Annotated in this window: 14 protein-coding genes and 1 pseudogene; 12 read left to right on the forward strand and 3 right to left on the reverse strand. The window is 69.7% G+C overall.

Annotation, left to right across the window (positions count from 1 at the left end):
* Positions 1–580: 580 nt before the first annotated feature.
* Both AC07AZ_RS20515 and AC07AZ_RS20520 read left to right on the forward strand, forming a co-directional pair.
* Positions 581–1,087 (forward strand): hypothetical protein, encoded by a 507-nt coding sequence (locus AC07AZ_RS20515; protein ID WP_478849685.1) that lies wholly within the window; start codon positions 581–583, stop codon positions 1,085–1,087.
* Between the two features lie 369 nt (positions 1,088–1,456).
* Entirely contained in the window at positions 1,457–2,371 is a 915-nt protein-coding gene (locus AC07AZ_RS20520; protein WP_478849687.1) for a phosphotransferase enzyme family protein, read from the forward strand.
* A gap of 3 nt (positions 2,372–2,374) precedes the next feature.
* Here the strand turns inward: AC07AZ_RS20520 and AC07AZ_RS20525 are convergent, their stop codons facing one another.
* Positions 2,375–3,748 (reverse strand): sporulation protein, encoded by a 1,374-nt coding sequence (locus AC07AZ_RS20525; protein ID WP_478849689.1) that lies wholly within the window; start codon positions 3,746–3,748, stop codon positions 2,375–2,377.
* Between the two features lie 209 nt (positions 3,749–3,957).
* On the opposite strand from AC07AZ_RS20525, the gene AC07AZ_RS20530 reads away from it, so the two are divergent.
* Together AC07AZ_RS20530 and AC07AZ_RS20535 are read left to right on the forward strand one after the other, a co-directional pair.
* Positions 3,958–4,518, forward strand: coding sequence for an ATP-binding protein (locus AC07AZ_RS20530; RefSeq protein WP_478849691.1), 561 nt, complete (start codon positions 3,958–3,960; stop codon positions 4,516–4,518).
* 317 nt (positions 4,519–4,835) lie between these two features.
* Positions 4,836–5,129 carry a hypothetical protein gene (locus AC07AZ_RS20535; protein ID WP_478849693.1) on the forward strand — a complete coding sequence of 98 codons (294 nt, stop codon included), beginning with the start codon at positions 4,836–4,838 and terminating at the stop codon, positions 5,127–5,129.
* A 410-nt stretch (positions 5,130–5,539) separates the two neighbouring features.
* Here AC07AZ_RS20535 and AC07AZ_RS20540 read toward each other — a convergent pair whose 3' ends face one another.
* A complete protein-coding gene (locus AC07AZ_RS20540) occupies positions 5,540–6,319 on the reverse strand; it encodes a GntR family transcriptional regulator (RefSeq protein WP_478849695.1) in 780 nt (259 codons plus the stop codon).
* Positions 6,320–6,486: 167 nt separating this feature from the next.
* Here AC07AZ_RS20540 and AC07AZ_RS20545 point away from each other — a divergent pair, with 167 nt between their 5' ends.
* From AC07AZ_RS20545 to AC07AZ_RS20560, 4 genes are all read left to right on the forward strand, one after another.
* Positions 6,487–6,834, forward strand: a complete 348-nt coding sequence (locus tag AC07AZ_RS20545) for an SCO3933 family regulatory protein (protein WP_478849697.1) — start codon at positions 6,487–6,489, stop codon at positions 6,832–6,834.
* The gene (locus AC07AZ_RS20550) at positions 6,834–8,135 is read left to right on the forward strand and encodes an FtsK/SpoIIIE domain-containing protein (RefSeq protein WP_478849699.1); all 1,302 of its coding nucleotides are present in this window, start codon (positions 6,834–6,836) and stop codon (positions 8,133–8,135) included. Before AC07AZ_RS20545 ends, AC07AZ_RS20550 begins: the two co-directional genes overlap by 1 nt.
* On the forward strand, positions 8,132–8,329 hold the full coding sequence (locus AC07AZ_RS20555) for a hypothetical protein (RefSeq protein WP_478849701.1): 198 nt from the start codon (positions 8,132–8,134) through the stop codon (positions 8,327–8,329). The genes AC07AZ_RS20550 and AC07AZ_RS20555 overlap by 4 nt, the downstream gene beginning before the upstream one ends.
* 297 nt (positions 8,330–8,626) lie before the next feature.
* The gene (locus tag AC07AZ_RS20560) at positions 8,627–9,988 is read left to right on the forward strand and encodes a replication initiator (RefSeq protein ID WP_478849934.1); all 1,362 of its coding nucleotides are present in this window, start codon (positions 8,627–8,629) and stop codon (positions 9,986–9,988) included.
* A gap of 220 nt (positions 9,989–10,208) precedes the next feature.
* Here AC07AZ_RS20560 and AC07AZ_RS20565 read toward each other — a convergent pair whose 3' ends face one another.
* Complete coding sequence (locus AC07AZ_RS20565) at positions 10,209–11,828, reverse strand: recombinase family protein (protein WP_478849703.1); 1,620 nt, start codon at positions 11,826–11,828, stop codon at positions 10,209–10,211.
* Here AC07AZ_RS20565 and AC07AZ_RS20570 point away from each other — a divergent pair.
* The 4 genes and pseudogenes from AC07AZ_RS20570 to AC07AZ_RS20585 all read left to right on the forward strand — a co-directional run.
* Positions 11,783–11,962, forward strand: a pseudogene (locus AC07AZ_RS20570) (hypothetical protein); the annotation flags it as partial. The gene AC07AZ_RS20565 and the pseudogene AC07AZ_RS20570 sit on opposite strands and share 46 nt — an antisense overlap.
* A gap of 97 nt (positions 11,963–12,059) precedes the next feature.
* Positions 12,060–13,097, forward strand: a complete 1,038-nt coding sequence (locus AC07AZ_RS20575) for a hypothetical protein (RefSeq protein WP_478849705.1) — start codon at positions 12,060–12,062, stop codon at positions 13,095–13,097.
* Between the two features lie 48 nt (positions 13,098–13,145).
* Positions 13,146–13,913 carry a TIGR03936 family radical SAM-associated protein gene (locus AC07AZ_RS20580; RefSeq protein ID WP_478849707.1) on the forward strand — a complete coding sequence of 256 codons (768 nt, stop codon included), beginning with the start codon at positions 13,146–13,148 and terminating at the stop codon, positions 13,911–13,913.
* Between the two features lie 263 nt (positions 13,914–14,176).
* Positions 14,177–18,421 carry an Rne/Rng family ribonuclease gene (locus AC07AZ_RS20585; protein ID WP_478849709.1) on the forward strand — a complete coding sequence of 1,415 codons (4,245 nt, stop codon included), beginning with the start codon at positions 14,177–14,179 and terminating at the stop codon, positions 18,419–18,421.
* The last annotated feature ends 131 nt before the right edge of the window (positions 18,422–18,552 follow it).

Raw genomic sequence — 18,552 nt, forward strand, 5'->3', positions numbered from 1 at the left:
CACTGCGGTACCCGCACCCAAGCCGCTGACCCCCGGTTCATGGCCCACCTCGGCCATAGAGAATACGCCGAACAATAACGCGGCGAACGCCCCTAAGTCGAACCTGCGGCCCGGTGCATGGCCGCCGGCGAGTAACTTCACCGGAGAGCCAGCGGACGCCGTCACTGCGGTACCCGCACCCAAGCCGCTGACCCCCGGTTCATGGCCCACCTCGGCCATAGAGAATACGCCGAACAATAACGCGGCGAACGCCCCTAAGCCGAACCTGCGGCCCGGTGCATGGCCGCCGGCGAGTAACTTCACCGGAGAGCCAGCGGACGCCGTCACTGCGGTACCCGCACCCAAGCCGCCGACCCCCGGTTCATGGCCCACAGTGCGGCGGCCTCCTCGCACTGTAACACCGAGCACTCTCAGCGCCGTCCTAGAATTCTGGCCGAAGGTACTAGACGCTCTAAAGGGGCGGCGACGCTTTGCTTGGATTCTTCTTAGCCAAAACGCCAAGGTAGTCGAGTTCGACGGCTCACGGATCCTCCTCGAGTTTGTTAACGACCACGCTATGGCCACATACCGCACGGCCGCCTTGGACCAGGAACTGGAGCATGTGATTCGCGAAACATTCAAGCTCCCGTGGCAGATTGAAGTGCGGGCATCGCATGCCAGCGAGTCCGTTGCTGTGGTCGAATTGGGCAACGTGACCGTACGACGCCCCGGGCAATGGCCTGTCGCAAACCACGAAGGCACCCCACATGCAGTGACCAAAAGCGAGAGGGAGGATCGAGGTCGCGCCATCGTGGCTCATGAGAACGCTATGCCTAAAAGAGAAGCCGGAGAACCACAGTTTTCGGATTCGGTAATCGAGTGGCAAACGATCCTAGATGAGGTGAAGAGGCGGCGCCGCTTCGCATGGCTTATGCTAGATCACCACGCACAGGTTATTCACTTCGATCGCGACTCATTGCGCTTGAGATTCAAGAACGAAGCAGCCTTGGCTAACTTTCACTCCTCCGGCGTGGATGAAGTGCTTAAATCAGCTCTACGAGCCACACTCGATCGACCATGCTCTGTTGATTTTGAAGTGTCCTCCTGAATCAACGCCGATCCAGGGTAAAAGAGGACGCGACAGCCGCACCACAAGCGCACCAGATCGACCGGGGAACAACGGGAACCATGGTGAAAACGGTCATGGTCGAGGAGACCTCGTGATGGAGATCCGCCCAGCTCAATGACCGAACGCGGTCCTTCGACCGAGGGCTGCTACGACACAGCTCGGTCGAGGTTCAATCCTCGGCTTGGCTGTGGGTGCCAGCCACCGCGACCGCTGCGGCATGACTGCGGCGGGCTCGCCTGAACTTGATCTGCTCGATACGGTCGATGCGTGTCCGGCGTACGTCGGGGTTGGTCACCCCGTAGGTCGTGCGCTGGTTGATCGCGCGCGACTAGGGGAGCTGGTACGGGCATGGCGGTTGACGCTGCTCGATCGGAAGAGGGGTTCACGTCGGCGAGGGCTACGCGGGTGATGCATGCCGCATGCCGGGCTGCGGGACTCGATTACGGGGGCGCGGAGTTGCTCCGCCTCGGGGAGAACGCGTTGTTTCGGCTGGCCTCGGTGCCGGTGATCGTGCGGGTGGCCCGTGGGGAGGAGTGGCTGCCGAAGTCGCGTGTTGAAGTGGCTGTCTCCCGGTGGCTGACGGGGGAGGGTTTCCCTGCCGCTCGCATCGTCGAGGATCTTGAGCAGCCACTCGTGATCGATGGTCACCCGGTGACGTTCTGGCATCTGATCGTTGAAGGCGACCGGAAGGCGAGCTATGGGGAGTTGGGGAGCATCCTGCGGGAGCTGCACTCCCTGACAGTCCCGGACGGGCTTGAGCTGCCCTCGTTCGAGCCCTTCGACAAGCAAGAGCTCCGGATGGACCGGGCTGCGATTCCGGAAGATGACAAGGTATTCCTCCGGAAGCGCTGGAGGGAACTGCGCGACAGGTACGCCGAGCTTCGGTTCGAGACGCCCAAGGGGCCGGTGCACGGTGATGCCCACGTTCAGAACCTCATGGTGGACGATCAAGGGCATGTGATCCTGATCGACTTCGAGGCTTTCTGCTTCGATCACCCCGAGTGGGATCTGATGGTCACGGCTGTTGAGCATCACAGTCTCGGGTGGCAGACCGATGCGCAGTATGCCGACTTCGTAGCCGCCTACGGACGGGACCTCTACGACTGGGACGGCTACGAGACTCTGCGCGGCCTGCAAGAGTTCGGCATGACGACCTGGCTGATGCAGAACGTGCAGGAGGATGAGCAGACGGCGGCCGAGTACCGCCGGCGCATCGCAGGGTTGCGCAACGACGACGCTCCTCGGGACTGGCGGCCCTGGTAGCTGCTACTCGTCGTCCTCCAGACGGGCGATCGCATCGCGCACCTGGTCGTTGAAGGCGGCCACGACCGGGTTTCTGGCGTGGCCGCTCACCTCGGCCTGGAAGTCAGCCACGTAGCGCTGAAAGCGGGAGGACTGTAGGGATTCGCCGCCGTCCACTGCCAGACTCGCGGTCGTGACGGCGGCCTCCAGCTCCCCGCTCAGTAGCTGGCTCTGGGCCAGCACCATGCGGCAGAAACCGAGGGTTCGCGCGTACTTCGGATCGGTGCTGTCTACCGCTCGCTCGGCCTGCACTACGGCTTCACGGCGCATCTTGAGATCACGGAAGCAGTGGCAGAGTTCGCCCATAAGTTCCGCGGAGTCGAAGTAGCTGAGCCAGGCAGGGTCCTCGCCCGTGTCGGCTCGCTCGAAGTGGCGCTCCGCCTCGTTCATGGCTCGGCCGGCCGCGATGCGGTTGCCTGCGTTGGAGAGAGCGCGGGCCTCCATCGCCGAGTAGTTGGCCATGGCTCGCGGGGTGGCCCGCCCTTTGGCTCCCTCGACGGCGGCGCGGGCGAGCTGGATGGCCTGGGCGTGATTGCCGAGGTAGTTGGCCTGGTGGCTGAGGTTGCCCAGGATGCGGGCGCCGAACATGCGGTCGTCGATGACCTGGGAGAGGCGCAGGGTGGAGGTGAGGTAGCGGTGGGCGAGCGGATGGTTTCCGGCGTCGTAGGCGGTCCACGCGAGCAACTGAGAGACCTCGGCGGCGGCGCCGTAGAGCGCGGTGCCCACCTTCTCGCTGTAGCTGGCGTCGAGTAGCGGTAGCACTTCGTGCCGGAAGTAGTGGCGCAGGGCCTTATGGCCGTGGCCTCCGCCGTACTTGAAATCGAGCTGCATGAACGTGGCGGCTGCATCCCTGATGGCCCGTACGTCGCGCATGCCGACACGTTGGTGAGCGGGTCTGTCGGCTTGAATGCCGTCAGGGCGGGCGATCATCCATGTCAGGACCGCTGAGCTGAGGTCGGCGTCTGAGACGACCCAATCGGCGGTCGTGGGCGCGTCGGCGCGCTCCTGGGCGAGATCGTCGAAGAGCGACAGGACATCGGGAACTGTGGTCGGGTAGCCGATCGGCTGTGGAACTGCCTGCCGCGTGTGGTCGAAGAAGCCGAGGTCACCGGGGCTGATACGGCGTCCAAGTTTGACGCTCAGTACATCGGCCATGATCGACGCGGTCTGCGGTTGAATTCCGGCGCCGTCTCGCCATCGCTGCACGGCGACGTGGGTGGTTCCCAGAGGGATCCCGCGGCTGGCGGCGGCATCTTTCATCCGTCGCGCCAAGCCTTTGTTCGAGACCTGGGCTTCGTCCATCACAGCGGCTAAGTGCGCGTTCGGCTCCCGGTTCATGCTCCCCTGCCAACCCGAGAATGACGGCCAGTGCTCATCCTGTCACAGCAGTATCGCCCGGGGGGTTCATTGGCGAACCCCCTTTGCGTTCGCCGGTGTTCATGTGGACCCCCTGGCGAACGCTCCCGATCGCGCCCGTGTCCCCGTGTACTGGCTTGCGTGATGCAAGCGGTGTCGTGAGGGTCGTAGCCGGCCCGGAGAGGTACGGGATGAACGCGAGGAAAGCCGATCAGGTCGCACGCGATTTGGACGCCTTCGCCCACTGGTTCGTAGGGCCGGATCCGTCGAACGCCGGGCACTTTCTGACGCTGACGCTGTTCGCTGAGCTGCCCGACACGGCGCGCGTTGCACGGGATATCACGACGGTGTTTCTCCGAGACACGGGCGCCGAGGAAGTCGTAGAGGACGCTCGGCTTGTCGTCTCCGAACTGGTAGGCAACGTGGTCAATCACGCCTTGCCTGACAAGGGGCTCTCTCGTCCGGGCGGGGCCCGGCGCATCGACGTGACCTTCAAGGTCTGGCCGAAGTGGCTGTTCATCGGCGTTGGGGATGAGGACTCGTCACCCCCGCTCCTTCCTCTCGGTGAGGCGTTCCCGCAGTGGTTGGCGGGTGAGCTGTCGGAGGCGGTCCTGCCTGACAACGGTCGTGGGCTGCTCATCGTGCAGCGGTTGGCTGCGGCGGTCTGGTGGCAGCCGGACGACAGGGGTGGCAAGACGGTCTGGTGCCGCTTCGATCGTGACAGCAGCGTCAAGGACGTAGCGAGCGACTGAACTCCGGGGCGTCGCCCGTGCTCACTCCCTCGCGATCGGGAGGGGCGACGGCCCGGTCAACGGCTGGAGATAGACCACTCCGGCCAAGGGGCGCGGTCCCTCTTCGGGGTGTTCTCCCCTGTGCCCCCGAGTGAGGGGCCGCGCTTCACAACCTCATACCGAGACCGGGCCACCCCATCAGCCCTGGAAAGCGAAGGGTGGCCCGGCTGGGGACACTGCGATCCCCGGTGCCAGATGGTACCGGGGTCGTAGTGCTGCGTCGCTACTGACCCTGGAATCGCGTGAGTTGACGATCCAGTAGGTCGGGGTGAGCGAAGGTGTCTGGTTCGGGTGAGGACTGGCTCAGTGACGGTTTGAACGACGTCACGGGTATTGAGTCCGGCCTGTGGGTGCATGGCGTCGATTACGTGGCGGGCTGGCGCGTGGCGCGTGCATCCGCCGACCGGCTGAACCGGGCACTGCTCGGTGCGGGGTATGAGCTGTCGGCGGTGCGTGCGGTCGCATCGACGGATGAGGACGGGCGCGGGGTAGTACGGCTGGTGGGCTCGCCGGACGCCATGGACCGGCTTGCCCAACTGCTTGAGGTACTCGCCGACGGGGGTGCGCAGTGAGTGGCGTTTCCGCTGATGAGCGGTGCGCCTGGGCACGTCGCCGGCTGGAGGGACTTTGGGCGGGAGCTGCCATGGGGCGAGTGAACAGGGGGCCTTACGCTCGCCCGGCGAATCGGGCAGGTACTGGACCTGCCCGCTGGTGTGCCCGATGGGCCCCCTGTTCTTCGAGGCTCGCCCCATGGTGGCTGCCTAAAGTCCCGGAGGCCGGCGACCCCTGGCCCCGAGGGCTTCGGCCTCCGGCGGCCGGTCGTCGCCTCGACTCCTCAGGCGTGCTGCGGTGTGGGGCGTCCGGCGACCGGACGGGACCGGCGGTCACGCCGCACGCCCGGCCGGGGCGGCCGGGCGACCCGGCGCGCCGCAGGCGCGCCCTTGAGGAAGTGAAGACTGTTTCGACCGATCAGGGTTGCCGGTCAGGCTCGGGTGCGTCGTGTGGGCTGCTTGTCGGCGGTGATCCGGTAGGTGACTTCGGCGCGGTCGGCACTGATGCGGAGTTCTTCGAGGATCAGGGGCTGGTCGTCGGTGTCGTGGGTGACGCGGGCCAGGTGCAGGATCGGCGTCGCGTCGGGGAGCTGGAGCGCAGTGCGTTCGTCCGGCAGGGGCATGCGGGCCCGCACGGTCTCAGACCAGGTGAGCTTGTGGCCGTCATCGGTGAGCAGGCGGTAGAACGCTGCTGGCCGCTTGCACGGCTCCTCGGCCAGCAGTGGAACCGCTTCGGCCACCTGGAACGGGATCAGGGTGCGGTGCATCGCGCGCGTGCCCGTGCCCGGGTCGAAAAGCAGCCGGTCGCACCCGAACAAGGCTTCCTCCTCGCCGAGGTGCAGGAGCCGGCCGGTGACCTTCGTGGTGTGCGTGCGATAGGAGCTGGGCTCCTCGGTCTCCTGCCAGACGTCGCCGTTGGGCATGACGAACTTGCCGTCGGCGCTACGGCTGATCCGGCGTTCGATGGTGAGGGCGGGGTGTCCGTCGGAGCGTACGAAACTGCCCTTGCCGTGGCGTACGTCGATCAGTCCTTCCGCGCGCAGTGCCGCTACCGCGTTGCGCACGGTCGGGCGGGAGACGCTGAAGCGGCCCATGAGCTGGGCCTCGGACGGCAGCAGCGAGTCGGGTGCGAACTCGCCCGACAGGATCGCTTCGCGGATGGCGGCGGCCACCTGCTGGTAGAGGGCTCCGGGGCGCTGGATCTCCGACATCTCGGTTTCTCCGACGGGTTGAGGTCGTAGGGACGTCGCACGCGCGACATCACTCGTCAGCATAAGTAGTTGCTCTCTTGCCGTACAGCGCTCCACACTCATAACTCGTTAGGACGAGTGACGTCAGCATGAGGTTGGCGTCGTGACTGGCCAAGGAGGCCAAGATCATGCAGTCCATTCCCGTGGACACGGCACGGCTCGGCGTACTGCGGTGCGCCATCGCGCCGGAAGTGAAGATCAGCAACTCCGAGACACAGGAGGTGAAGAAGGACCGGGACGGCAATCCCGTCTACACGGTGGCGGTCACCGTCCGGCAGGACCGGCGGCGGATCTCGGTCATCGAGATCGCCGTCAGCGGTGAGCCGACCGGGATCGAAGAAGGACAGATCGTCAAGGTCACCGGACTGATGGCGTTCATGTGGGCGATGGGCGACCGCCACGGCGTCAGCTTCCGGGCCGACGCCATCACACCCGTCCGCGCCACCGCCGCGCACGGCAAGGGCGGTGAGGCGTGATGGGGCCGATCGTGCTCGCCTTCGCCCTGGCCGTGCTGGCCTGGATGCTCGTGGTCGGGGACCTGGTGCGCCGGCACCGTCCGCTCTGGCACTGGTACCTCATCGGCTACCCCATGACCACCTGGAGGGTGCTGTTCACCTGGCGGCGCGTCGCCGTCCTCAACGACCTCGCCATCTCGCGGCTTCCGGCCCGGACGCTCGTCGGCCACCTGCTGGTCAAGGGCGACCCGGTGCGGCCGGTGGCTCCGCGGTGCTCCTTCCCGCGCGCCACGCCCATGGGTCTGACGCTGGTGGTACGGCTGCACGCGGGCCAGACCCCGGCGACGTACCTGAAGGCGGCGGACGCCTTCGTGCACGCGTGGAAGGTGCACGCCGTGCGAGTCACCTCACCGGAACGCGGCCTCGTGCTGCTGACCGCGATGGCGAGTGACCCGCTTCAGCGGCCGGGCTTAGCCACGGCCCCGGCCGAACTCCTCTCCGCGCTCATCGGCGCACTGGAGACTGGCGGCGCCTGGGTGATGAACCTGCGCCTGGTGCCGCACTGGCTGATCACCGGGGCCACCCGGTCCGGAAAGTCCACTCTGCTTGCCCGACTCATCACCCAACTCGCCACACAGCGGATCGCCCTGGTCGGCATCGACTGCAAGGGCGGCATGGAACTCGGCCTGTTCGCTGACCGGTTGAGCGCGCTGGCGACCTCCCGTCGTGAGGCGGTGGCCGTGCTCGCCGCCCTGGTGGTCGACATGCAGGAGCGGATGAGCGCCTGCCGCTCGGCCGGCGTCCGCTCCATCTGGGAGCTCCCGGACAAGCTCCGGCCGGTCCCGGTCGTCGTCCTCGTCGACGAGATCGCCGAGCTGTACCTGTCCGACGGCACCCGCGAGAGCAAGGCGGAAGCCGAACAGTGCTCCACGCTCCTGCTGCGGCTGGCCCAGCTCGGTGCCGCGCTCGGGATTCACCTGGTCGTGGCCGGCCAACGCGTCGGCTCCGACCTCGGCCCCGGCGTCACCGCGCTGCGCGCCCAGCTCGGCGGCCGGATCTGCCACCGGGTCAACGACCCCGGCACGGCGGAAATGACCCTCGGCGACCTCAACAAGGACGCCGTGGCCGTCGCCCAAGCCATCACAGCGGGGGAGCGGGGCGTGGCCGTGTGCACCGGTCCGGACGGTGGTTGGAGCCGTGCTCGCTCCCACCTCACCCCGACGGATGAGGCCGTGGCCACGGCCCGGAAGTACTCCGCGATGACCCCGGAACTGCCCCTCGTCGGCTGCGCGCTCGCCGCGCTGGAAGGAGACAGCAAGTGATCAGCGAAGGTACGGCGTTCACGTTCGCGGTGATCTTCGGGATCATCACCGTCCTCCTCGTCCGCTCCCGTGACGTGCGCGCCTGGGAAGCGATCTGCGTCGGCCTCTTCGGCGTCTACCTCGGCCAGACCCCGGTGATCTTCACCATCCACGGGCTCGTGACCTGGGTCATCAGCGGCTTCTCCCACACCTGAGCAGAAAGGACCTGACCATGCCTATGCCTCGCGTGAGGTGCCCGCACTGCAAGGGCGACGGCGCCCGTAAGACCTGGACCGGACGGCTGCGGCGCTGCCGCGTCTGCCGGGGCACCGGCACCATCCGCTGAACTCCCGCACCACTTCCTGATCACGAAACGGAGTGGTCCCCATGACCCACCTCGCACCACCCACCCCCATCCGTGCCGCTACGGCGGCCCACCCCGGAAGGTCACCACCATCACCCCGGACTACACCCCGGCTGACAGGCGCGCCGCCCTCGACCGCGCGGCGCGCCTGCGTCAGCTCCCCGAAACCGACCGTGACGCCATCCGCCTCGCCCAAGACCCCAAGTTCCCCCGCTGGCTGGAACAGATCACCGCAACCGGCGGCTGCGCCCACCCCATCCACCTCGCAGGTTCGACCACCAGCGTGGACGGCACGACCGGCGAGATCCTCCGCCACTACGACACCCGCGAAGAACCCGGTGAACGCCTCCTCGTCCGCTGCCGTAACCGCCGCGCCACGGTCTGCCCGGCCTGCTCCCGACTGCACGCCGGCGACACCTTCCAGCTCGTCCGCGCGGGCCTCCTCGGCGGCAAGAACGTACCCGCCGCAGTGCGACACCGGCCTCGGCTCTTCGTCACCCTGACCGCTCCCTCCTTCGGGCCGGTCCATCGGTCGGGCGAGGCATGTCGGCCCCGCCGTGACGGCCGCTCCTGCGAGCACGGCCGCCCCCTCGGCTGCGGTACCCCCCACGGGTCAGACGCCCCGGTCGTCGGCCAACCGCTCTGCCCCGATTGCTACGACTACACAGCGCACGTCCTTTGGCACGGCCATGCCTCGAAGCTGTGGGACCGCTTCGTCATCGACGTCCGGCGGCGCCTGGCCTCCTCGGCTGGCCTCGTACAGTCCCGCTTCGCCGATCACGCCCGGCTTTCGTTCGCCCGCGTCGCCGAGTACCAGAAGCGGGCGGCCGTCCACATCCATACCGTCGTTCGCCTCGATGGCCCGGCCGGACCGGGCGACGAGCCCCCTACGTGGGCCACCACCGACGTCCTGATCCAAGCCGTACGCGCGTCTGCCCGGCGCGTCCGCGTCCAGACACCGCACAGCCCGGCCGTAGGTGAAATGGTCTTGAGTTGGGGCGAGCAAATCGACGCCCGGCCTCTGCACGCCGACAACGGCGGCGACGGTCCGGATGATGACGCCGTAGCCGCGTACGTCGCCAAGTACGTCTCCAAGGGAGCCAGCGAGACCGGTGCCGGCCTCGACCACCCGCTCACCACCTGGGCCGAGATCGCCACGACCCCAGTCAGCGCTCATGTCCGCACCCTCATGCGCGCCTGCTGGCGTCTGGGCGGCGTCCCCGAGTACGAGCCTCTGCGCCTCCGGGCCTGGACTCACACGCTCGGGTACCGGGGCCACATCCTCACCAAATCGCGCGCCTACTCCACCACCTATGCGGCCCTTCGAGCCGAGCGCGCCCAACACATGGGCCACGACGACTTCCCTGAGGTGGTCACTGACCGGAACTGGCGCTATGTCGGCTCTGGCCACTCGCCCGGCGCGGCCCTCATCGCAACCGGAGTCGCCGATGACCTTGCGGAGTCTCGGCGGCTTGCAGTGGAGGCGCAGCGAGAGGGGGGATGGCTCTGACAACGGTTCCTTCCCAGCCGTGCAACCAACACTTCAGTCCTTTGCCCTCGCCGCAGGAAGAAGAGAGCGGTACAGGCACCGGGATCCAGAGCGAGATCGTGATCGTGCACGACGACGGGACGGAAGAACCGTTTGATCCGGCGTCGTGGTTCTCGTGACACGAGCAGCCGTCTCGCCATACCTACTGGGCCGGCCGTACTTGGCCGTGACGTGTCCCGTCTCAGAAGGCTTCCGCGAAGTCGTCTTCCTTGAGTATCAAGCGGTCTCGCACGTCCTTGGGGATCATGAGCTTCATGTGGATGTGCGGGGCCCGTACGCCCTTCACCTTGGTCCGCTTGATCGTGCACTTCACGCCCACCCGGAGAAGATCGGCGCCCATGGCCTCCATGCCGCCTTCCTCCCAGCGCTCGCGGAACGACTTGCCGTTGTGCACGGCTACCCATCGGTCCTTGGTCGACTCGGGGTCGATGGCCTCCAACTGCTTGATCAGGTCGTCCATGGTCCTTTCGGCCTGTTCCTTCGTGAAGCGCGTCTTAGTGAAGCGCCCCTCCGGTTCGAGACCGGCCATGTAGTAGCTGATGGCCTCCTCAAGACGCTTCTGCTCCTTGCGGGCCTCGGCGCCCTGGCGGTACTCGCGCACCATGACGGGGTCGTTCCCGAGAACCTTGAGCACGTCTTCGACGAACTGGCTGTAGATGAGATGAGGGTTCGGCGCGCCGTGACCTCCGCTCCTGCACTTGCCGCAACGCAGGTACTCGTACGCCCTGCCCTTGTGGTTGGTCTTCTGGACCACCATGTTGGCGCCGCAGTCGAAGCAGAGCAGGACTCCGAGGAACTTCGTCGCCCCGCCGGGGGCGCGGGTGGGCTGGTTCTTCCCGCGTCGGTCCAGGGCTGCTTGCAGGCTCTCGAACTCCTCTTCCGTGAAGATCGGATCCGCCACTCGAATGGGCTTCCCGTCGTTGCCCAGGACGATTTTCGAGCGGCGTACGCCTCCCGCCTTGTTCTCCTCGACGCGGTATCCCATGAGACCGGGGTTCCTGAGCCGGCGGAGCATGGTTGATGTCGTCAGGCCCGGCCCGCAGAGGTTGGCACGGATGAGCACCCTGGCCATGCGACGCGCGGAGACGGGCTTCGGCCTCAGGGCGGCGCGGCGGCACCAGTGCAGTGCCCTGTACGCGTCCTTATTGATGGCGAGCACGACCCTGCCGTGCTCGTTCTCCACCGTTTCGTAGCCGTAGGGCGGTTTGCCGACGACCCAATCCGTCTGTGTCCTGGCGTAGTCCCACAGGCTTGTGACCCGTGTGCTTGTGTTGGCCGCCTCGATCTCGGCGATGCCACCGATGATCGTCACCATCAGCTTCCCCGCCGTGGTGGTCAGGTCGATCGAGTCGTGCTTGGACACCAGGTTCTTCCCGTACTTCATGCACCAGTCGATCATGCTGCTGAGGTCCGTGAGGCGGCGCACGAAGCGGTCCAGCTTCCAGAACAGGATCTCGTCGAACTCCGGCGCGCGGTTGTTGAGCCAGTCTCCGAGTTCCTTGCGCTTCCAAGGCGGGACCTTGGTGGCCGACACGTTGAGGTCGCTGGCGACTCCGACGACCCGGCGGCCTCGTTCCAGGGCCAGCTTCCGGAGATCGAGTTCCTGCCGGACGGGGGAGGTCGTCTCGTCGGTAAGGACCGAGAGGCGGATGGAGAGGAGCGCCCGCGGGGCGTCGTCGGGCAGCAGGGCCTCAGCTCTCTTCAGGTCTTCCAGGACGGCCAGGTCGGCCGTCGTCCACTCGGTCTCAACTTCGTACTGGGGTAAGTGAGTTGAGTTTCGCTTCCTGCTTCGAGTTCCCATGGGGGCACGGTACTGGATTTGGAGCTGTTGGTGTATGCCCCGCGATGGACACCAGCATCCAGATCGGGCCCACCGGCAAGACCCTCCTCCCGCTGACGGTCAAACAGCCGGCGGGGAGCGGGCACACGCACTGAGTGCCCGCGGCGCCCCGCCGATGTGACGAGCCCCGGCCGATCCGGTCGGAGGCTCGTGCCGCGCATCCGGCCGGGTGGTTCGGGCGTCTCCTTCGGTATGGACTCTGAGAAGCCGTCGCCGGCGGGGCGTCATCCCGAGGGGTGTCTCGTCGTCGCGATCCGTATGCCGGTGCGGATCGTGGTGTTCGTGCTGGTGGTGCCGGTGCGCATGGTGTGGGATCTGCTCGTCGTCGCGGGGCGGGTGCTGAACGACGTGGTGCTGCGGCCGCTGGGACGCGCCCTGGTGTGGGCCCTGCGGGCGGTGTTCGTGTGGCCCCTGACCGGGCTGTGGCGGTACGTGGTCGTGCCGCTGGGCAAGGGTCTGGTCGTGTCCGGTCGTGTGCTGATCGTCCTGCCTCTGGTCTGGCTGTACCGCAATGTGCTGACCCCGCTCGGACACGGCCTCGCCGTGGTGTACGCGCGGGTGCTGACGCCGGTCGGACAGGTCCTGCTGTGGGCGCTCACCGGCCTCGGGGCCGGGGCGTACACCGTCCTGGCGTGGCTCGCGCGGTATCTCCTCGCGGTGCCCGCCGCACTGCTGTACGCGTGGGTGCTCGCGCCCGTGGGACGGGCGGTCGCGTGGGTGGTGCGCGGGCTCGTCATCGGCGCCGGGTTCGTCCTGTACTGGCTCGCCCGGATCGCGCTCGTGCTGCCCGCGTCCGCCCTGTGGCGCTGGGTCCTCGTCCCCGTCGGGCGCGTCCTGCTCGTGGTGGGGCGCGAGGTCGGCGTCGCGCTCGGGCACGCCTGGCGCGTCGCCGGGCACCTCTCGCTCGCCGTCGGACGCTTCCTCGCGACCCTCTTGCGGTGGATCCTCGTCGAGCCGGTGCGGTGGGTGTACCGGACGGTCCTGACACCTGTCGGGCATGTCGTCCGTGACCTGGTGCTGCGGCCCGCCGGCCGGGCCGCGCGGGCGGTGGGCCGGGCCGCCGCGCAGGCGCTCGGCGCCGCCCGCGAGTCCGTCCGGCAGGCCCGGGCCGACATCCGGCGGCTGCTCCTCGGCGCACCGCGGCCGCCCGGGGCGGTGGACCGGCGGGAACCTCCGGCGCCGCGTACACGTATTCTGGAAGGAAGTACGACCGCTCTCACGAAGGACTGAACGACACTGGGCAAGCGACAGCCCGAAGGCCCGCCGCCCGCACCCGCGGTGCAGCGCATCCGACTGCGTTACACCAAGCGCGGCCGCCTCCGGTTCACCAGCCACCGTGACTTCCAGCGCGCCTTCGAGCGTGCGCTGCGCCGTGCCGAGGTGCCGATGGCGTACTCGGCGGGGTTCACGCCGCATCCGAAGGTGTCGTACGCCAATGCCGCACCCACCGGCACGGGCAGTGAGGCGGAGTACCTGGAGATCGCGCTCACCGCCGCGCGCGATCCGGAACAGCTCCGGGTCCTCCTCGACGAGTCGCTGCCCGCCGGGCTCGACGTCATCGAGGCGGTCGAGGCCCGCACCTCGGGTCTCGCCGACCGGCTCACGGCTTCCGTCTGGGAGTTGCGGCTGGTCGGAGTGGACGCGGCCGACGCGGAGCGAGCGGTCGCCGCCTTCAACGCGGCCGAGACCGTCGAGGTCCAGCGGATGGCCAAGAACGGCATGCGCACCTTCGACGCCCGCCCCGCCGTCGCGCACCTGGAAACGCGTGACGCACAGGCTGATAGGCCGACGGACCAGCCCTGTGCGATACTGCGCCTGGTTGTTCGGCACGTGACGCCTGCCGTTCGACCCGACGACGTCCTGTCCGGTCTTCGCGCCGTGGCCGACCTCGCGCCGCCGGTCCCCGCAGGGGTGACCAGGCTGGCGCAGGGGCTGTTCGATGAAGAGACCGGAGCGGTGACCGACCCGCTCGCGCCCGACCGCGAGGCAGCGCCGACCGAGCAATCCACGGTCGTTGTGACTGCCGCCGCGAAAGCGCCGGCGTAAGGAAGGTTCCGCGCAGGGACAGATGTCGTAGCGCCGCCCTGGTACTCGGGAGCCACCTGGGTCGGGCAGCGCACCGACCACAAGACTTTCGCCAGGCCGTCCGCATTCGGCGTACGGAACCGGCGAGACAGGACACTAGAGAGCTCCCGTGCGGCCATCGCGCCCCGGACGGCGGCACCGCGCATCGCGCGAGCCGCGGACGTCACCGGCCCCACCGCCGGACCAGGCGCGGAGCCCGGGAGCCTGACGGGAGAAACGCCCGCATGCTCGAACCGACCGAACCCACCGAGGGTTCCGAACAGAACACTCCCAGCGACACCCTGCCGCCGCGTCGCCGGCGCAGGGCCGCTTCCCGGCCGGCGGGACCGCCCGCCGGCAGCGCCGGAACCCCGGCGGAGACCACCGCTGCGGCCATACCGGCCGCGGAGTCCGACGATCTCGTGACGGACGAGAGCGCCGAGAGCGTGGAGCTCACCGAGGCCGCTCCCGAGGCGCCCGTCGAGGAGACGGCACCGGCCGGCCGTCCGCGCCGTCGTGCCACCCGCCGCGCGTCCGCGCCGACCGCCTCGCCCGCTTCCGCCGAGGCCGCCGAGACCGTGGTTGCCGCCGCCCCGGCTCCGGCCGAGCTCGTCGCCGAGACGGCCACCGAGACGCCCGCCGTCGAGGAGTCCGGCTCCGCCGGCCGCCCGCGTCGTCGCGCCACCCGGCGTGTGTCGGCGCCCGCCGCCGAGGCCGCCGAGACCGTGGTTGCCGCCGCCCCGGCTCCGGCCGAGCTCGTCGCCGAGACGGCCACCGAGACGCCCGCCGTCGAGGAGTCCGGCTCCGCCGGCCGCCCGCGTCGTCGCGCCACCCGGCGAGTGTCGGCGCCCGCCGCCGCCGAGGCCGCGGAGAACGCGGCGCCCGAGGCCGCGGACGTGGCGCCCGCCGACACCGCCACCACCGCCGTCGGGAGTGCCGAGGCACCGGCCGACGCGCCGGCCGGTCGCACCCGCCGTCGTGCCACCCGCCGTACGACGGCGCCCGCCGAGGCGGCCCCGGCCGCCGCCGAGCAGCCCGCCGCCCCGGCGGAGCCGGTGAGCGAGCCCGTCGCGGACGCCGAGGCCGCCGAGCCGCGCCGGACGCGCCGTCGGGCCACCCGCCGGGTGACCACGCCCGCCGAGACCACCGCGAGCGAGGAGACCGCGAGCGAGGACACCGCGCCCGCCGCGGCCGTCGCCGCCCCGCAGGCCGCCGAGACCCCCGCCGAGCCCGAGCCCGAGCCCGAGGCCGTCGAGGAGAACGCCCCGCGTCGTGCGCGCCGCCGGGCCGTCCGGCAGGCCGCCGGTGGCTTCTCCGCGCCGAAGCCCGCCGCCGATGCGGCCGCCGCCGACGCTCCGCGCCGTCCGGTGCGGCCCGCGGTCGCCGTCTTCCAGGCACCCGTCTTCCAGACGGCCGAGCGCGCCGCCGCCGCTGCCGCCGCCGAGGCGGTCGAGGTCGAGCCGGACGAGACCCCCGCGGCTCCCGTGGTCGCCCAGCCGCCCGAGGCCGTCGAGGAGGAGACCGGTGGCCGCCGTCGCCGTCGCCGCCGCGGTGCCGCTGCCGGCGAGGAGGCCGAGGCGCCGGTCGCCGAGGTCGTCGCCGAGCAGGAGCCCGAGGACGTCGAGGAGCCGGACGAGGACTCCGCCGACGTCGAGGGCGACGACAACGAGGACACCGGCTCGCGCCGCCGTCGCCGCCGTGGCGGCCGCCGCCGTCGCCGTGGCGATCTGGCCGAGGCCGCCGGTGACGAGGACTCCGAGGACACCGAGGACTCCGACGACGTCGCGACCGGTCAGGACTCCGAGGACACCGCCGAGCAAGCCGACGAGGACGACGAGGACACGGACGAGAGCCGGGACGAGCAGGGCGGCTCCAGCAGCAGCCGTCGCCGCCGTCGCCGTCGCCGCCGTTCGGGTGATTCGGGCTCCGACGGCGACAGCGAGCCGACGTCGTCCGACGACCCCGAGCGCACCGTCGTCAAGGTCCGCGAGCCCCGCAGGCCCGCCGAGTTCTCCGACGAGGTCCAGTCCATCAAGGGCTCGACGCGCCTGGAGGCCAAGAAGCAGCGCCGCCGTGAGGGCCGCGAGCAGGGCCGCCGACGCGTCCCGATCATCACCGAGGCCGAGTTCCTGGCCCGGCGCGAGGCCGTCGAGCGCGTGATGGTCGTGCGGCAGAGCGGCGAGCGGACGCAGATCGGTGTCCTCGAGGACAACATCCTCGTGGAGCACTACGTCAACAAGGAGCAGGCCACCTCGTACGTCGGCAACGTCTACCTGGGCAAGGTCCAGAACGTGCTGCCGTCGATGGAGGCCGCCTTCATCGACATCGGCAAGGGCCGCAACGCCGTCCTGTACGCCGGTGAGGTCAACTTCGAGGCGCTCGGCATGGCCAACGGGCCGCGCCGCATCGAGGCCGCCCTGAAGTCCGGCCAGTCGGTGCTCGTCCAGGTGACGAAGGACCCGATCGGTCACAAGGGCGCTCGTCTGACCAGCCAGGTCTCCCTGCCGGGCCGCTACCTCGTGTACGTGCCCGAGGGCTCCATGACCGGCATCAGCCGCAAGCTGCCGGACACCGAGCGGGCCCGGCTGAAGACCATCCTCAAGAAGATCGTCCCCGAGGACGCGGGCGTCATCGTGCGCACCGCCGCCGAGGGCGCGAGCGAGGACGAGCTGCGCCGTGACGTCGAGCGGCTGCAGTCGCAGTGGGACGAGATCCAGAAGAAGGCGAAGAGCGGCGGCAGCTCGAACGCGCCGACGCTGCTCTACGGCGAGCCGGACATGACCGTCCGGGTCGTCCGCGACATCTTCAACGAGGACTTCACGAAGGTCGTCGTCAGCGGCGACGAGGCGTGGCAGACCATCCACGGATACGTCTCGCACGTCGCGCCCGACCTGGCCGACCGGTTGTCCCGGTGGACGTCCGAGGTGGACGTCTTCGCCACGTACCGGATCGACGAGCAGCTCGCCAAGGCGCTGGACCGCAAGGTCTACCTGCCGAGCGGCGGTTCGCTGGTGATCGACCGGACCGAGGCGATGGTCGTCGTCGACGTCAACACCGGCAAGTTCACCGGCCAGGGCGGCAACCTGGAGGAGACGGTCACCAGGAACAACCTGGAGGCGGCCGAGGAGATCGTGCGTCAGCTGCGGCTGCGCGACCTCGGCGGCATCATCGTGATCGACTTCATCGACATGGTCCTGGAGTCGAACCGCGACCTGGTGCTGCGGCGCCTGCTGGAGTGCCTGGGCCGTGACCGTACGAAGCACCAGGTCGCCGAGGTGACCTCGCTGGGGCTCGTGCAGATGACCCGCAAGCGGGTCGGGCAGGGCCTGCTGGAGTCCTTCTCCGAGACCTGCGTGCACTGCAACGGCCGCGGTGTCATCGTGCACATGGAGCAGCCGTCCTCCGTCGGAGGCGGCGGCAAGCGCAAGAAGCGCGGGCGTGGCGGTGACGGACACGTGCACGAGCACGAGGCCGTGGCCGACGTCGACACCCTGGAGGTCCCCGAGGAGACCGAGGACGAGGCCGAGGTGGCCGCCGAGGCCGCGGAGCCCCGGGCGCTGCCCGCGCCCGAGTTCTTCCCGGACGAGGAGCTCTACAGCAGCGCCGCCGAGGCGGAGGCCGCGGCTGGCCGGGGCCGTTCGCGGCGCCGGACGAGTCGGCGGGCGTCGGCTCCGGCCGGTGCGCCGAGGCGCGAGGACAGCCGGTACGAGGCTCCGCACCGGGACCAGACGCCGGCGGCCCCGACCGCTCAGGACGTCACGGCCGAGCAGGAGGCCGAGCGTCCGGTGCTGCCCGGGACGGCCGCCGGAGCGCAGGCCGCGCCGGCCGCCGCGGAGGACCCGGTCGTGGAGGCGCCGGTCGCCGAAGCCGCTGCCGACGAGGTCGCGCAGGTCGAGGCCCCGGTCGCCGAGGACGCGGCGCCGAAGGGGCGTACGCGGCGCCGTGCCACCCGCAAGGTGTCCGCGCCCGCCGGTTCGCCGGCCGGGAGCGAGGCCGCCGTGGTGACCGTCGCCGAGACCGTGCCGGTGGCCCAGCCGCAGCCCGAGCCGGTCGCGGCGCAGCAGTCCGAGCAGTCCGAGCAGTCCGGGGTGCCCGCCGAGAGCGCCGCCCCGGCCCGCCCGCGCCGCCGTGCCGTCCGCAAGGCCACCGCGCCCACCGCGTCCGAGGAGGCGGCCGTCGTGGTCGTCCCGTCGGTGGCGGAGACGCCGGCCGCGGACGCGCCGGCCGCGGCGGAGGTCCCGGCCGTCGCGGAGACGGCCGAGGACGCGGTTCCGGCCAGGAAGACGGCCGCCCGCAAGACGGCCAAGAAGGCGACCGCGAAGAAGGCCGCCACCAAGAAGACCGCGGCGAAGAAGACGGTCGCGAAGAAGGCGACGGCCAAGAAGGCGGCGAAGACCACCACCGCCAAGACGGCCGCCAAGTCGGCGTCGAAGAAGACCGCGGCGGCGGAGCAGACCGCGCCGTCCGTGTCGGCCACGACGGAGGACTGACCCGCCTGCGCCCCTCGGGGCGGAGCGGCCGAACAGGCGCGGGGGGGGGGGGGGGGGGGGGGGGGGGGGGGGGGGGGGGGGGGGGGGGGGTGGGGGGGGGAGGGGGGGGGGAGGGGGGGGGGGGGGGAGTA

The sequence above is a fragment of the Streptomyces sp. NPDC043878 genome (genome assembly GCF_056435735.1).

What these genes read in the sequence shown, in the direction of transcription:
- AC07AZ_RS20520 (WP_478849687.1), top strand. Translation starts at nt 1,457, where the DNA reads ATGGCGGTTGACGCTGCTCGATCGGAAGAGGGGTTCACGTCGGCGAGG.
- AC07AZ_RS20525 (WP_478849689.1), bottom strand. Translation starts at nt 3,748, where the DNA reads ATGAACCGGGAGCCGAACGCGCACTTAGCCGCTGTGATGGACGAAGCC.
- AC07AZ_RS20530 (WP_478849691.1), top strand. Translation starts at nt 3,958, where the DNA reads ATGAACGCGAGGAAAGCCGATCAGGTCGCACGCGATTTGGACGCCTTC.
- AC07AZ_RS20540 (WP_478849695.1), bottom strand. Translation starts at nt 6,319, where the DNA reads ATGTCGGAGATCCAGCGCCCCGGAGCCCTCTACCAGCAGGTGGCCGCC.
- AC07AZ_RS20545 (WP_478849697.1), top strand. Translation starts at nt 6,487, where the DNA reads ATGCAGTCCATTCCCGTGGACACGGCACGGCTCGGCGTACTGCGGTGC.
- AC07AZ_RS20550 (WP_478849699.1), top strand. Translation starts at nt 6,834, where the DNA reads ATGGGGCCGATCGTGCTCGCCTTCGCCCTGGCCGTGCTGGCCTGGATG.
- AC07AZ_RS20565 (WP_478849703.1), bottom strand. Translation starts at nt 11,828, where the DNA reads ATGGGAACTCGAAGCAGGAAGCGAAACTCAACTCACTTACCCCAGTAC.
- AC07AZ_RS20575 (WP_478849705.1), top strand. Translation starts at nt 12,060, where the DNA reads ATGGACTCTGAGAAGCCGTCGCCGGCGGGGCGTCATCCCGAGGGGTGT.
- AC07AZ_RS20585 (WP_478849709.1), top strand. Translation starts at nt 14,177, where the DNA reads ATGCTCGAACCGACCGAACCCACCGAGGGTTCCGAACAGAACACTCCC.